15 protein-coding genes are annotated in these 15,041 nt (G+C 58.8%); 4 read left to right on the plus strand and 11 right to left on the minus strand.

Annotated features, from left to right (window positions below; genetic code table 11):
* Positions 1-2: 2 nt before the first annotated feature.
* From AN476_RS08380 to urtA, 11 genes are all read right to left on the minus strand, one after another.
* The gene (locus AN476_RS08380) at positions 3-929 is read right to left on the minus strand and encodes a LysR family transcriptional regulator (protein WP_054460669.1); all 927 of its coding nucleotides are present in this window, start codon (positions 927-929) and stop codon (positions 3-5) included.
* A gap of 30 nt (positions 930-959) precedes the next feature.
* A complete protein-coding gene (locus tag AN476_RS08385) occupies positions 960-1,982 on the minus strand; it encodes an ABC transporter ATP-binding protein (RefSeq protein ID WP_054460671.1) in 1,023 nt (340 codons plus the stop codon).
* Positions 1,979-2,971 (minus strand): ABC transporter ATP-binding protein, encoded by a 993-nt coding sequence (locus tag AN476_RS08390; protein ID WP_054460673.1) that lies wholly within the window; start codon positions 2,969-2,971, stop codon positions 1,979-1,981. Before AN476_RS08390 ends, AN476_RS08385 begins: the two co-directional genes overlap by 4 nt.
* Before the next feature lie 5 nt (positions 2,972-2,976).
* Positions 2,977-3,921 (minus strand): ABC transporter permease, encoded by a 945-nt coding sequence (locus tag AN476_RS08395; protein ID WP_054460675.1) that lies wholly within the window; start codon positions 3,919-3,921, stop codon positions 2,977-2,979.
* Positions 3,918-4,898 carry an ABC transporter permease gene (locus AN476_RS08400; protein WP_054460677.1) on the minus strand — a complete coding sequence of 327 codons (981 nt, stop codon included), beginning with the start codon at positions 4,896-4,898 and terminating at the stop codon, positions 3,918-3,920. The genes AN476_RS08395 and AN476_RS08400 overlap by 4 nt, the downstream gene beginning before the upstream one ends.
* A gap of 206 nt (positions 4,899-5,104) precedes the next feature.
* Complete coding sequence (locus tag AN476_RS08405; protein ID WP_054460679.1) at positions 5,105-6,661, minus strand: ABC transporter substrate-binding protein; 1,557 nt, start codon at positions 6,659-6,661, stop codon at positions 5,105-5,107.
* A 300-nt stretch (positions 6,662-6,961) separates the two neighbouring features.
* Positions 6,962-7,657: an urea ABC transporter ATP-binding subunit UrtE gene (gene urtE, locus AN476_RS08410; RefSeq protein WP_054460681.1), complete on the minus strand. Its 696-nt coding sequence runs from the start codon at positions 7,655-7,657 to the stop codon at positions 6,962-6,964.
* A 3-nt stretch (positions 7,658-7,660) separates the two neighbouring features.
* The gene (gene urtD, locus AN476_RS08415; RefSeq protein ID WP_054460683.1) at positions 7,661-8,401 is read right to left on the minus strand and encodes an urea ABC transporter ATP-binding protein UrtD; all 741 of its coding nucleotides are present in this window, start codon (positions 8,399-8,401) and stop codon (positions 7,661-7,663) included.
* Entirely contained in the window at positions 8,398-9,630 is a 1,233-nt protein-coding gene (gene urtC, locus AN476_RS08420; protein ID WP_054460684.1) for an urea ABC transporter permease subunit UrtC, read from the minus strand. The genes urtD and urtC overlap by 4 nt, the downstream gene beginning before the upstream one ends.
* Positions 9,631-9,633: 3 nt before the next feature.
* Positions 9,634-11,619 carry an urea ABC transporter permease subunit UrtB gene (urtB, locus tag AN476_RS08425; protein ID WP_054460685.1) on the minus strand — a complete coding sequence of 662 codons (1,986 nt, stop codon included), beginning with the start codon at positions 11,617-11,619 and terminating at the stop codon, positions 9,634-9,636.
* A 57-nt stretch (positions 11,620-11,676) separates the two neighbouring features.
* Positions 11,677-12,957, minus strand: a complete 1,281-nt coding sequence (gene urtA, locus AN476_RS08430) for an urea ABC transporter substrate-binding protein (RefSeq protein WP_054460779.1) — start codon at positions 12,955-12,957, stop codon at positions 11,677-11,679.
* Between the two features lie 388 nt (positions 12,958-13,345).
* On the opposite strand from urtA, the gene AN476_RS08435 reads away from it, so the two are divergent.
* From AN476_RS08435 to AN476_RS08445, 4 genes are read left to right on the plus strand one after another with little or no spacing between them, the layout of a single operon-like run.
* Positions 13,346-14,221: an urease accessory protein UreD gene (locus tag AN476_RS08435; protein ID WP_253279864.1), complete on the plus strand. Its 876-nt coding sequence runs from the start codon at positions 13,346-13,348 to the stop codon at positions 14,219-14,221.
* A 1-nt stretch (position 14,222) separates the two neighbouring features.
* Positions 14,223-14,525: an urease subunit gamma gene (locus AN476_RS08440; RefSeq protein ID WP_054460687.1), complete on the plus strand. Its 303-nt coding sequence runs from the start codon at positions 14,223-14,225 to the stop codon at positions 14,523-14,525.
* Positions 14,526-14,557: 32 nt separating this feature from the next.
* The gene (locus AN476_RS23070) at positions 14,558-14,731 is read left to right on the plus strand and encodes a hypothetical protein (RefSeq protein WP_172684809.1); all 174 of its coding nucleotides are present in this window, start codon (positions 14,558-14,560) and stop codon (positions 14,729-14,731) included.
* Complete coding sequence (locus tag AN476_RS08445) at positions 14,728-15,033, plus strand: urease subunit beta (protein WP_054460689.1); 306 nt, start codon at positions 14,728-14,730, stop codon at positions 15,031-15,033. The genes AN476_RS23070 and AN476_RS08445 overlap by 4 nt, the downstream gene beginning before the upstream one ends.
* Positions 15,034-15,041 lie beyond the last annotated feature (8 nt).

Below are 15,041 nucleotides of genomic sequence, written 5' to 3' on the forward strand. Positions count from 1 at the left end.
TCTCAGCGATTGCTCTGAACCGCAAGTGCCGCCTGCATGTCCTGCCATAGGCGGTTCAGCGTTGGTTTGCTGTTCTCCTTGTCCCGGTAGAGCCGAATTTCCAGCGGGTGGCGCTGTTCGGGGCCACCAACAATCTGCATCCGTCCCTCCGCCAGCTCCTGCTTGCACAGCTCATGGGGCAACCAGCCCAGACCAAAGCCCTCCATCACCATGGCCTTGACAGAACTGGCCAGCGCACTTTGGTTCACCACCAGCATCTTTGGGCCATCCGTGTTCTGCCGCAGCGCATGTTCCACCACCGAACGCAGCGCCGATACCGTACCGTAGGACAGCAGCGAAATCGGTTTTTTGGGCGTGCTTTCAAAGCGGTGCAAGGGACCCTCTGGACCGGATTTCGACACCGGTACAAAGACATCTTCGCTCAGGGTGATATAGTCGCAATTGCCCAGGGCCAGCGGCGCCAGCGCATCCATTGCAGGGTGCCAATAGGTCAAGATCACATCGCAATAGCGTTGCTGCAGGGCCGAAACAAACTGATCCGCAGCCCAACCCGTGGAGTTCAGGTCAATCTCCAGCCCGCCCTCATCAACCATCGGGGCGATGTGGGTCTTGTAGTGGGTCATATAAAGCGACTGTGAGGTGGCAAAACGAATGACGTTTTCCCCAGCCGCATCAATGATCTGACAGCGCTCTAAGGTCTCATCATAGGTGCGCAGCATCACCTTTGACTGCGCCAGAAACACCTCCCCCGCAGGGGTCAGCGACAGCGGCAGGGTTTGCCGGTTGATCAGCTTGACGCCAAACTCCTCCTCCAGCGCCCGAATGCGCCGGGAAAAAGCCGGTTGGCTGACATTACGCTCCTCGGCCGCGCGCGAGAAATTCTTCTGCGCGACCAAGGCCTCAAAGTCTCTGAGCCAGGCTATGTCCACTGTAAAATCCCGTTCCGCCCGTTCAGGCCCTTAGCCGTCCAAGCGGTCTTCTTCGACAGCATGGCAAGCCACCAGGGCCCCGTCGGGCTGTTGCTGGGGGCGCGGTTTTTCAGTCTGGCACCGGCTATTGGCATGGGCACAGCGACTTTCAAAAGGACATCCCTGCGGCAGGTTGATTGGTGTCGGGATTTCACCGCGCAATCGGATGTGGTTGGGATGATCATCTTTTAACTGCGGAACCGCAGAAAGCAAAGCGCGGGTATAGGGGTGTTTGGGGTTTTCAAACAGGGTTGCCGTGTCGGAAAGCTCACAAACCGAGCCCAAATAGAGCACCGCCACCTTGGTGCCAAAGTGCTGCACCACGCTCAGGTCATGGGTGATGAACAGATAGGTGAGGCCGCGCTCATCCTTGGCCTCGAGCATCAGGTTCAGCACCTGCGCCTGAATAGAGACATCCAGCGCCGAAATCGGCTCGTCGGCGATGATGAATTCAGGGTCCACCGTCAGGGCACGGGCAATGGCAATCCGCTGACGTTGGCCTCCCGAGAATTCATGTGGATAGCGTCCGGCCCAACTGGGGTCCACCCCCACCGACCGCATCACTTCTGCCACCTTATCGCGCACCTCGCCCTTAGACAGAGCAGGATTGTGATAGCGCACTGGTTCTTCCAGCGCCTGCTGGATGGTCATGCGCGGGTTCAGCGATGCATAGGGGTTCTGAAAGATCATCTGCATCTTTTTGCGCAGCGGCATCAGGGCCCGGCGGGAGCGATCGTCAATACGCTCGCCTGCATAGTGGATCTCACCGGCACTGGGGGTCAACAGCCCCGCGATCAGCCGCGCCACGGTAGATTTTCCGCAACCGCTTTCCCCCACCACACAGAGCGCCTCTCCGGGCGCAACCTCTAATGAGACATTGTTGACGGCATGGACCTCGCGCTTTTCCTGCACCAGCTTGCCGCCTTTGAACTTGAGAGTTTCGAGAAACCCACGGTCCAGTTCAAAGCGTTTTTCAAGATTGCGAATTTCCAACAGGGGCTGAGGCGCGCTCATCCGATCATCTCCTCGGCTTTGTCGCTGTGCAGGCGGTTCACCTCGTGGCAAGCCACTTCTACATGGGTGTATTGCACCGGCTTGGGGGCCTCGGTGAGGCAATGGTCCTGGGCGTATTCGCAGCGCGGGCTAAAGGGGCAGCCCCGCGGAATGGCGGTGAGCGAGGGCATATTGCCCGGGATCTGTTTCAAACGCTGCCCCGGTTTGGTCTGCTGTGGCAGCGCATTGATCAGCCCCTGGGTATAGGGGTGTTGCGGATCATTGATGATCTCGCGGGTGCGGCCTGCCTCGATGATGCGCCCGGCATACATCACTAGGGTGCGTTCGGTCATCTGGCTGACCACGCCCAGGTCATGGGTGATCAGGATCAGGCCGACCTTGTTGGATTCGCACAGCTCAAGCAACAGCTCCATGATATCCGCCTGAATGGTCACATCCAGCGCCGTTGTTGGCTCATCCGCGATGATCAGCTGCGGGTCCAACAACAAAGCAATGGCGATGATGATCCGCTGGCGCATCCCACCCGACAGCTCATGCGGATATTGGTTCAGCCGCTCCTCCGGCGAGGGAATATAGACCTCGCGCAGTTTGACGATGGCGATCTGCTCGGCCTCGGATTTGCTCAGCTTGCGATGGGCCTGCAGGGTTTCCACCATTTGCTGACCAATGGTCAGCACCGGGTTCAGCGTCACCATCGGATCCTGAAAGATCATCGCCATCTGATTGCCGCGAATGCTGCGCATCTTGGCCTCGGACATCTCGGTAATGTCTTCGCCCAGAAACTGGATCTTGCCGCTGTCGATATAGCCGGGGCGGCTCAGCAGGTTCATCAGGGCAAAGCCGGTGATGGATTTGCCAGCGCCGGATTCCCCGACGATTCCCAGACGTTCGCCTTTGCACAGATCAAAGCTGATCTGATTGAGGGCGGTTACGGTATTGTCGCGCATGGCGAATTTCACGCTCAGGTCGCGCACGGAAAGCAAGGACATTGCGCTTATCCCTTATAGAGTTTGGGGTTTAGGGCATCACGTAGCCAGTCACCCAAGAGATTGATCACCAGCACCAGAACCACCAGTACCACGCCGGGAATGGCGGTGATCCACCAGCTGCCCGAAAAGATGTAGTCAAAGCCGGAGGAAATCAGCGACCCCAGCGAGGGCTGGCTCGGCGGCATACCAAGGCCGAGGAAAGACAGCGAGGCCTCGGAGATGATGGCATTGGCCACCTGCACGGTCGAGATCACAAAGATCGGCGACAGCGAGTTCGGCAGGATGTGACGCACCATGATGCGAATGGGGCCAAAGCCCAGAACCCGGGCGCTGTCGACATATTCCTTTTTCTTTTCCGCCAGCACGGTGGCACGCACGGTGCGGGCATATTGCGGCCATTCCGCCACGCCAATTACCGCAATCAGGAAATAGATGGCATATTGGTTGAAGGTTTCAGAGCCAAACATCGCCTGAGTCACCGCCAAAAAGATGATTGCCACCATCAGGGTCGAGAAAGACAACTGGATATCGGCCAGCCGCATCAGCAGGCTGTCGATCCGACCGCCGACATAGCCAGCGATCAACCCGATCGAAATGCCGAGGAAAGCCTGCAACCCCACCGCACATATACCGATCAGCAGCGACAGCCGGGTGCCATAAAGGATGGTGGACCACAGATCGCGGCCCTGGTCATCGGTGCCCAGCATGAACAGCGGGTCAGCCCCATCCACCCAGACAGGAGGGTATTCGCTGTTCATGATATCGATCTGAGCCGGATCATAGGGATCAAAAGGCGCAATCAGCGGCGCCAGAAAGGACATCACCGTGATCACCGCAAAGACCAGCAGCGAGACAACGGCCACCGGATTGCGCCGGAAGCTATAAGCGATGTTGGAGTTCCAGATCTGCGCCCAGCGCGATGGTTCGGAATTGGTGCTTAGGCTGCTCATGCGCCCATCCTCGCAAGATTTACGGTGGGATTGACCAGCCCGTAGATCAGGTCAACGATTGTATTGGTGACAACAAAGATAAAGCCAACCACGATCAGATAGGCGACGATCAGCGGGGTATCGACGCGGTTCACCGCCTCCAGGAACATGAAGCCCATGCCCGGCCACTGGAACACCGTCTCGGTCAGGATCGTATAGGCTACCATGGTGCCGATCTGCACGCCGCCCACTGTGATCACCGGCAGCAGAGTATTCTTCAGCGCATGGACAAAATAGATGCGCCAGGGCCGGATACCCTTGGCCTTGGCGTATTTCACATATTCGCTCTGCAACACTTCCATCATCTCGGCCCGGATCAGGCGGATAAAGAGCGGCAGCATGATCGAGGCCAGCGCAATCGAGGGCAGCAGGATATGCGACCAGCCGTCCAGGCTGGCAAAATTGGTATCCCAATAGCCAAAGACATGCACCACATCGCCGCGCCCGTAAGAGGGGAACCAGCCATATTCGACAGAAAACACAAAGATCATCAGGATTGCGGTCAGGAAGACCGGGATGGAAATCCCGATGATCGACAGCCCCATGACCAGGCGGCTTAGGATCGAATTGGGGTAGATGGCGGTAAAGACCCCCACCGGGATCGACAACCCGATAATGATGATCGAGGCCCCTACAACCAGTTCTAGCGTTGCGGGCAGTTTTTTCAGGATCACATCCAGCGCCGGTTCCTTGAAGAAGTAGCTGGTGCCCAGATCCCCTTGCAACGCGTTCCCGGCAAAGCGCAAATACTGCGTCAGGAAACTGTCATTCAGCCCCAATTCATCGCGCAGCTCCTGACGGACCTCTTCGCTCACGGATTGTCCGACCAGCTCGCGGAGCGGATCGCCGAGATTGTCCTGAATGGCAAAGCCGATCAGCGAGATGACAAACATCACCGCGATAGCCTGGAACACGCGTTTCACAAGGTAAGCAAACATGCTTTTACACCTTCTTCCTGGGATAGTGGGGCCTGGGGTCGTCGGGCCTGGAACAAATAGGGCCTAAAACAAATAGCAAAGGGCATCAAACCTTCCCTCCCTGCACAGTCAGGAAGAATACCCTTGGCAAATTGTCTTGGAGAAATGCCGGAGATGAGGCCGGAGCAAGCCACGCTGGCCTGCTCCGGTCTTGGATTGTGCTGACCTTAGTCGACGACGAGGTCACCGAAGTAAGGGAAGTTCAGCGCGTTCACGATGGATTCCGCGTGCACACCTTTGCGGGCGCCCCAGGCCAGGTTCTGCCAGTGCAGCGGGATGAAAGCCGCCTCGTTGTAGAGGATGGTTTCCAGCTCTTTCAGCATCATCGCACGTTTGTCGGCATCGGTTTCCGCATTGGCCTTGGCCATCAGCATGTCCGCCTCTGCGTTGCAGAAGTTGTTGGCATTGTACTGACCATTGCCGGAAGCCTCATCAAAGCAATGGCTCAGGAACTGGTGGAAGTTGGCCGAGTCCTCGGTATCCGAATGCCAGCCGATCATCATCATGTCTGCTGCGCGCTCGTCAAAGGCGGGCCAGTACTGGGCCTTTGGCATGGTCTGCAGGTCAACCTTGATGTTGATCTTTGCCAGCATCGACGCAACAGCCTGCGCGATCTTGTCGTCGTTCACATAGCGGTTGTTTGGCGCCATCATCGAGATTTCAAAACCATCAGCATAGCCAGCTTCGGCCATCAGGGCCTTGGCTTTTTCAACGTCGAAACGAGGGGCCAGGTCTGGGTTGTGACCCAGGTAGCCGGCGGGGCTGTACTGGGCGCCAACGGTACCAAAGCCGCGCATGATGCGATCCACGATACCAGCGTTATTGACGGCATAGTCGATGGCCTGACGGACGCGGGCATCCTTGAAAGCCTCAACACGGTCCTGGTTCATCTGGAATGTGATGATACGGGTGCCGGGCATGGTGATCAGATTGGTGCCGTCATTGTCCTCAACACGGGCCAGATCGGTTGGCGGCACAGGCGCGATGAAATCAACGTCGCCAGAGAGCAGCGCAGCCACACGGGTGGGGCTTTCCTTGATCGGGGTCAGGATGATCTTGTCGACGTTGCCGGCTGTTTCGGTATCCCAGTAGCCGTCAAAACGATCAAAGACCATTTTTACGCCCTGCTCACGCGAGGTGACGGTGAAAGGACCGGTGCCGGAGATATTGCGCGAGGCAAAGCTGTCGCCGTGCTTGACCAGCTCAGCGCGGTCTTTGCCATCTTCGGTGGTGCCGGAATAGAACTTGCTATCCATCGGGAAGATATAGGTCACCGTGTGCAGCACCAGCGGATAGGGCTCGGAGGTGATCAGGTCAAAGGTGTGATCGTCGATCACTTTGACATCGGTGAACTGGCTGAAAATGCCCTTGAAGTCGGGGCTTTCTTTCAGGCGATCAAAGGTCCAGTCAACATCTGCTGCGGTCAGCATGTTGCCAGAGTGGAATTTTACACCGCTACGCAGATGAAAACGAGTGGTCAGCTCGTCGATCTGTTCCCAGCTTTCCGCCAGGCGTGGCTCAAATTGCAGATCCTGGGTCCAGCGCACCAGCGGATCAAAAGACATATGCGAGAACTGCAGCGTGCCCCCGGACAGCTGTTCATGCGGGTCCAGTGACACCGGATCGGCGTCATAGGCGACTTTGACTGTGACTTCGGCCTGAGCCACGGCGCCAAAGGCGAGCGACATCACACCAGCCGCAGCAATGCGGATAAATTTGTTCATTCTTCCCTCCATGTCGGTGGCCTTGGTTGGCCTCCTGAAACAGTGGGGAATACCTAAGCCATGGCGTCGATCCGGGGCCAATGCCAATTTCAAATCATCCATGCAAATCAGGAATAGAGCGCATATCGATCGGGAACATTCAAAGACGCACGGTCTGCGGCAACCTGGGCCAACCCACTGACTCCAAGTCACTTTAACATTTCACGAGGGGTAATCTTGATTGAACCAACCGCTCAAATGCCACACTCCGCCTGGGCCTGGATCAGTTGGATTTCCAAAGCAAAACCAGCCTGCGCTAGCTCAAACCGAGACCTTGGGCAGCAGCTCTTCGCGGCGGGTTGCAGCCCTGGCACCGTCAAAGATGACCTCGCCGCGGCGCAGCACAACGATGTGATCCGCCAGGTCATAGGCAAAATCAAAATACTGCTCCACCAGCACAATCGCCATGTCGCCCCGCCCCCGCAGCAGGCGGATGACCTCGCCGATTTGCTGGATAACATTGGGCTGGATGCCCTCAGTCGGCTCATCCAGCAGCAAGAGTTTTGGCCGGGTGATCAGCGCCCGCGCAATGGCCAGCTGCTGCTGTTGCCCGCCCGACAGATCACCGCCGCGCCTATCGATGAAATCCTTCAGGATCGGGAACAGGTCAAATATTTCATCGGGGATGCTATGGTCGGATTTGGGCAGGCAGGAAAACCCGGTTTCCATGTTTTCGCGCACGGTGAGCTGCGGAAAGATCTCGCGCCCCTGGGGCACCACAGCCACGCCCTTTTGCGCCAATTTGTGCGCAGGCATGGGCGGCAGCTCTTCACCATCCAAAACCATACCCCCGCCAGAGCGCTGATGCTGGCCGCAGATCGCCCGGATCAGACTGGTTTTGCCCACTCCATTGGTGCCCATCACGCAGGTCACCGCGCCCGCCTTGGCCTCCAGCGAGACCCCATGCAAGATCTGCGAATGGCCATAGTGCAGGGTGAAATCGTCAAGTTTTAGCATCTGTCAGCGCCCCAGATAAACGTCAATGACCTGGCTGTTGGCGGTCACGTGATCCAGCGAGCCTTCAGCCAGAACCGCCCCCTCGTGCAACACCGTGACCCGGCAATCCAGCCGCCGCACAAACTCCATGTCATGTTCCACCACCACCACGGCTCGGGTCTTGGCGGCCTCCACCAGAATGGCGGTGGTATGCTCGCGCTCGGCTGGGGTCATCCCTGCCGCAGGTTCATCCACCAACAACAGCCGGGGTTCCTGCGCCAGCAACATGCCGATCTCCAGCCATTGCTTTTGACCATGGCTCAGCTCGCCCGATTTGCGCGCCAGAGACTCCAACAGGCCAATCTCACTCGCCAGTTCCTCGACCCGGTCCAGGTCTGCCCGGTTGGAGCGATAAAACATCACCGCAAAGGGGCTACGGTTGGCCCGCAGCGCCATCAGCAGGTTTTCCAGCACCGTCTGATCTTCGAACACGGTTGGCTTCTGGAACTTCCTCCCCACGCCTTCGCGGGCAATGCGCGCTTCGCTCATCCCCAAGAGCGAGACATTGCGCTCGCCCCAGATCACCCGCCCCTCATCCGGCCTGGTCTTGCCAGTGACGATATCCATAAAGGTGGTTTTTCCCGCCCCGTTGGGACCAATAATGGCGCGCATTTCTGCCGGGCCAATGGCAAAGCTGAGGTTGTTGATGGCCTTGAACCCATCAAAGCTGACGGAGACGCCGGAGACTTCTAACAACATGCTCATTTGCTGGCCTCCTTCTCGCGCAGGGCCCCGGCGCCAGGTCCCAGATCGGCTCCATGGCGGTCGGGTCGGCGCCGCTCACTCCACAAATCAACAAGGCCGCCAATGCCACGTGGCGCAAACAGTGTCACCAGAACAAAGCTGAGCCCCAGCACAATCAGCCACCAATCGACCCATTTCAGGGTGTAAAAGCCGAGATTTACATCAGGCGCCTGGCCGCCGGTAAACCAGGACGACACCAGGCTGACAAACACGGCACCAATCACCGCTCCGTACAGACGCCCACGGCCGCCGATGGCGACCCAGACCGCCAGATAGATCGAGGCCACAGGGGCAATTTCCGCCGGGTTGATAATCCCCGCCTGCGGGTAATAGAGCGCGCCGGCGATACCTGCGATGATCGCTGTGACAGTAAAAATGAACAGCTTGTAGCCCTCGACCGAGTACCCCAGGAAGCGCACACGGGCTTCATTGTCGCGAATGCCGCGCAACACTGAGCCAAACTTGCCCGAGACAATCCAGGCGGCAAACAGATAGCCCAGCGCCAGCGCCGCCGCCGAGGCCCAAAAGAACCAGATCGACAGGGTGGCCTGCGGCACATGATCCATGCCCGGTAGGTTCTGCAGGCCTGACAGCCCGTTGTTGCCACGCAAGCCGCTGTCGTTTTGAAACAGATAGAGCGCCAACCCCAGGGTCATCGCCTGGGTCAGGATCGACAGGTAAACGCCAGTGACCCGCGAGCGGAAGGCCAGCCAGCCAAAGACCAGCGCCAGGATCCCCGGCACCGCCACCACCAACACCAGCTGCAACACCAGACTATCGGCGAAGATCCAGATCAGGGGGAACTCGCTGGAGCCCACCACGCCAAAGATCTGATTGCCAATGGCATCGGTAATTTCGCTCTCGGTGGCCGGGATGGAAGCTTCGGCCAGGGATGACATCACAATGGCCTGCGTGCGGGCATACATCAGCCACATGCCGATCATATAGCCGCCAAGGCCAAAGAAGGCGAAATGCCCCAACGACAGGATCCCCGTGTAGCCCCAGACCAGATCCATCGCCACAGCCACCAGCGCCAGACAGAGCGTCTTGCCCAGAGTTTTGACAAAACTGGTGGAGATCACCCCGGCGCCGGCGCCCTCAGCCAGCAGGGTGACCGCCAGAACAAACAACGCCAAAACCGCCAGAAAAATCAGGACCGAGGGGTTCCGTTTGAGAAAACTGTCGGACATCGCTTAATCTCCCGCCGCCCGGCCTTTGAGGGCGATGATCCCTCGTGGGCGAAATTGAATGAAGACGATGATGAAGAGGATCATATAGGTCTGCGCTGCCAGTGTATTAGACGGGTTCAGCCACTCGACGCCCTTTTGGAAGAAGCCAATCATGGTCGCCCCCGCCAATGTGCCCCAGATATTGCCCACCCCGCCAACAACCACGGTCATAAAGCTTTGCACGATATAATCAGAACCCAGTTCCGATGTGACCTTGGCAAACAACCCGATGGCGACACCCGCAATACCAGCGATGCCGGACCCCAGCCCAAAGGTGAGCATATTCACCCGCTCCGGGTTGATCCCCATGGACCCCGCCATAGCCCGGTTCTGGGTGACGGCGCGGGTTTCCAGCCCCAGCCGGGTGCGGCGCATGATGAAGAGGAAGACCCCCAGGAAAATCAGCGCCAGCATAAAGATGGCGATGCGAATATAGCTGATCGAGACCACATCGTTAATGATCCAGGCGCCATCCAGCCAGCCCGGCGCGGTCAGGGGCCGGGCCTGGGTGCCAAAGATATTCTTGGCCAGCTGTTGCAGCGCAATCGAGATACCAAAGGTGGCCAGCAGGGTCTCTAGCGGGCGATTATAAAGCCAGCGAATAACCAACCGCTCCATTGCGACGCCTGCGGCAAAAGTCACGGCAAAGGCCAGCGGTACCGCCAGCAGGAGAGAAACGGTATGGTTCGGGATCACCTGCTGTACAACATAGCCGGTATAGGCGCCCATCATGATGAATTCGCCATGGGCCATATTGATCACCCCCATCACCCCAAAGGTAATCGCCAAACCAATGGCGGCGAGGAAATAGATCGAGGCCAGCGACAGCGCATCCAGTGTCAAATCCACCGTCTGGCCAATGACCACCTGGGTGTCAATGGATGTGAGGGCCGCCTCAGCTGCCGTGGTAATCGCCTGCGATGGTTCATGATAAACCTCGGCAAAGATATGGTCATTCAAGCTTTGGGTGACTTCGGCCTCGGTGATTTGCGCCGGAGCCATTTCCGCGGCAACCAGGGCCGCATAGGCGCGCGCACGGGCCTCATCTGTGTTCAACTGGGCAATCGGCACACCGCCGACCTTACCGCCGTCGATATGGGCGGCCAGCGTGGTGCGGATTTCATCCTTTGAGACCAGAGGCGGAGCGAGTTTGGCCCCGACCAGAAGGCCATAGGCGGCATCGCGGGACAGCGCATCATCGCCAGGCATCACCGCGCGAGCGATGTTCAGCCCCTCTGGCACAGCCCCGCCAAAGGCCTGCAACTGGGTCGCCACCAGCGGGTTAAGCGTCGCCCGCACATCCAATCCCAGATCGCCGGACATGGCGTTGATAGTCTCGACGCGGCGCGCCTCATCCGCGTCATGGGCAATGGTCAATAGCTGCGCAATGCGTGTTTTGCGCGCCTTAATCCCTGCGTCAGGTTCAGTCTCAATCGAGGCCCGCAACGGAGCCAAAAGCGCAGCAGCGGGGGCACGCTCGATCGCCAGCAGGGCCTCTTGGCGTCGTACAGGGTCCGGGTCCGACAGCTGAAACTGCACCAGTGCTGTGGCGATCATGGCGCGGATGCCGCTGTTGGGTTTGATCTGTTTCAGATCCGATTTAGGAAATTCGCCAATCACTTCACCGCTGTCAAAATCAAACAGGCGGTAGCTTTTGCTTTCCAGCTTTTCGCCGCGAAAGAACAGACCATCCGATTTGCGCATCCACAGCGCCTTGACCTGCCAGGCCTGCAGCACCGCCTGCGCCTGGGGCAGCTCGCTACCCGCGATCGCTGCAATCGCCGGGGCAATTGTCTTGCGGGAACTCTTTAGGATGACAGCGCTCTGCTCTTGCAGCAGGCTCTGCATTGGTGCGGGCTCATCCAGAGCCATCTGTGCAGAGGCCTGCTGCGCAAGGGCAGCAAGGCTTGTAAGAAGGACCATGAGGCCCGCCAATAGGGAAATTCGCATGGGATATGGTGCCTTCAATGTCCCGCAGAGCCGAGGGGCCCTGCGGGACTGTTACGATCAGTAGTTCGAGTTCAGCTGAACGCAGGATTTGGTTTCGGTGTTATACATACCGCAACCGATGTCTTTCCAATCGGACATCAAAACAGCGCTGGCCGGCAGGAAGTCGGTCCAGGCATCGCCGGGGACTTCGGTGGTTTGGCTGATGATATCGAACTGGCCGTCTTCCTGGATTTCGCCAATCAGCACTGGCTTCGCCAGGTGGTGGTTTGGCAACATCACGGCGGTGCCGCCTGTCAGGTTGGGGAATTCCTGGCCATACATCGCGATGCGCACCGCATCCACATCGGCAGTTTTGGCGGCTTCAACCGCATTCACCCACATGTTGAAGCCAATGTAATGCGCCTCCATCGGGTCATTGGTCACGCGCTCATCGCCCATGGTTGTTTTCCAGGCGTCGATAAAGGCCACATTGGCATCGCTTTCAGCCGACTGGAAATAGTTCCAGGCTGCCAGATGGCCAACCAAGTTAGAGGTATCCAGGCCGGACAGCTCTTCTTCACCCACCGAGAAGGCCACAACAGGAATATCATCGGCAGAGATACCGGCAGCGGCCAGTTCTTTGTAGAAACCGATGTTGGCATCGCCATTGATGGTGGAGATCACGCCGACCTTTTTGCCGTCCGCCGCCAGCGCCACAACATCACCCACGATCTTAGACCAATCAGAATGGCCAAAGGGCGTGTAGTTCACAAAGATATCTTCGCCTGCAATGCCCTTGGACTGCAGGTAGCTTTCCAGGATGTTGTTGGTGGTGCGGGGGTAGACATAGTCGGTGCCCAGCAGAGCGAATTTCTCAACACCCAGTTCTTCAAGGAAGTAATCCGTCGCCGGGATTGCCTGCTGGTTGGGCGCGGCACCGGTGTAGAATACGTTCTTGGAGCTCTCTTCGCCCTCATATTGCACGGGGTAGAACAGCAACCCGTTCAGCTCTTCGATGACGGGCAGGACAGATTTGCGGCTGACGCTGGTCCAGTTGCCAAAGATCACGTCGACATCATGGACTGTCAGCAGCTCACGCGCTTTTTCCGCAAACAGCGGCCAGTCAGAGGCCGGGTCAACAACAACCGCTTCCAGCGCACAGCCGAGCACGCCACCGGCGGCGTTTTGCTGGTCGATCAGCATCAGCATGGTATCTTTAAGTGTGGTCTCAGAAATTGCCATGGTCCCGGACAGGGAATGCAAAACGCCGACCTTGATAGCGCAGTCTTCGGCAGAGGCCGCAGTGCTCAGCGCGGCGACGGCGGCCGTGGCGGCCAGTGTGGATTTAAGATTGATCATGTTTATCTCCCGGCGGAGGGGGTCGGGGGTGCTTGCGTCAACGCGCATCTTTCCGTACCCAGTCCCCGCAACCTTTGTTGCACCCGTGTGGCGGCCATTCAGAGCTGCAATTCGTCTGGTCGTCACACACCCCTGGAAAATCAGCTGCAAAACCACCTGCATCCCTCGGGCCCCCACAGTGGTTCTGCATTGCGGCATTTGAGGCAACTCGGGCTGCAGTGTTTTCCCGTTCCATCTTCGACAATGATCAAAACTTGCGCATTTGCGCGTGGGGTGACCTAAAAAATGGGCAACCCTTTTCCCGCAAGTCGGTTTTTTGCAGGTTTTGGTGGAGAAGCGACCCGTTTCGCCAAAAGAAAAGGCAACACAGGTGCACTGCGCCGCTGCAGTGACTTTGCCACCAAAGGAGACAGGCATCACCCTGACCACCGACATATCGCAGCAAATGGCTCAGGCCATTCGACCTGCCCAGCCCCGTGCTTGCGGCGCTGTCGCGCTTTCGGTCAAACAGACCAAGCGGGGCACAGCGCTGCAGGGCTTGCGTCAGTCAGGGTCATTTAGATGTCTGTTTCCCCGGTCCAAGAGCCCCAGGCTAGAAGCCGTTCTGGTCAATACCGCTGGGGGGATCACAGGAGGCGATGACATGCGGGTCAGTGCTGAGGTTCACGCCAAAGCCGCGCTGACCCTAACGACGCAGGCTGCAGAGCGGGCCTATCGCGCCCAGCCTGGCGAAATGGGACAGTTGCAAACCAGGCTCACGGTCGCCGCTAAGGGCCATGTGAATTGGCTGCCGCAGGAAACCATCCTGTTTCAGGGCTGCGCCCTGTCGCGGCAGCTGCAGGTCGATCTGGCTGAAGATGCCAGCGCCCTGCTGGTGGAGCCGCTGGTCTTTGGCCGCCAGGCAATGGGCGAAGAAGTGACACAGGGGCAATTCATCGACCGGGTTCTGCTGCGCCGCAGCGGGCAGGAGCTCTACCGGGACAGCCTTCGTTTTGACGGCAATATGCAGGCTCAACTTGACCGTCCCCATGTGGCCGCGGGCGCGCGCGCTCTGGCCACGCTGATCTATGTGGCCCCCGATGCCAGCGGTCAGCTGCCCCGGCTGCGGTCCATGCTGCCGCTCCGGGCCGGAGCTTCGCTGATCGGCGCAGATCTGCTGGTGCTGCGCCTGCTCGCGGCGGATGGCCACGAGCTGCGCTGCAGCCTGGTTCCGATCCTCAACCACCTGACACAGGATACCCTCCCCCGATGCTGGATGATCTGACATGAAGCTTACCCCGCGTGAAAAAGACAAACTGCTGATTGCCATGGCCGCCGAGGTGGCCCGCAAGCGCCTGGCGCGGGGCGTCAAGCTCAACCACCCCGAGGCCATTGCGCTGATCAGTGATGCGGTGGTCGAAGGCGCCCGCGACGGGCGATCTGTGGCGGATATGATGGAGGCCGGCGCCGAGGTCATCTGCCGGGATGACTGTATGGAGGGCATTCCCGAGATGATCCAGGACGTCCAGGTTGAGGCCACCTTTCCTGATGGCACCAAGCTGGTGACCGTCCATAACCCCATTCGATAACGACATTCGACGCCCCTGACAGGAGACACCCCATGAAACAGCTGCCCGCTCTCGCATTGGCCATCCCAATCACCGCAGGTCCGGCCCTGGCCCATGGTGGGGCCCACCTGCATCCTCACGGGGCCGAGACCTGGTTGCCTGCGCTGCTGGTGGCGCTGACCCTTGGTGGCGCAGCCGTCTTGACCTATGTGAGGGCGCGCAAATGATCCCTGGCGAGCTGTTCCCCGCCCCTGGTGCCCTGACCCTGAATGCCGGGGCCACACCGCTTACTTTGATGGTTGCAAATACCGGTGATCGCCCCGTGCAGGTGGGCTCGCACTACCATTTTGCCGAGGCCAATCCGGCGCTGAGCTTTGACCGCGCGGCCGCACATGGCCATCGTCTGGATATTGCCGCGGGCACCGCCGTAAGGTTTGAGCCGGGTCAGCGGCGCGAGGTGCAGTTGGTACCGATCGCAGGCCAGCGCCATATCTATGGTTTCAATCAACAGATCATGGGGCCGCTCTGACAGCCCAG

The sequence above is a fragment of the Phaeobacter sp. 11ANDIMAR09 genome, assembly GCF_001294455.1.
Lineage (GTDB): Bacteria > Pseudomonadota > Alphaproteobacteria > Rhodobacterales > Rhodobacteraceae > Pseudophaeobacter.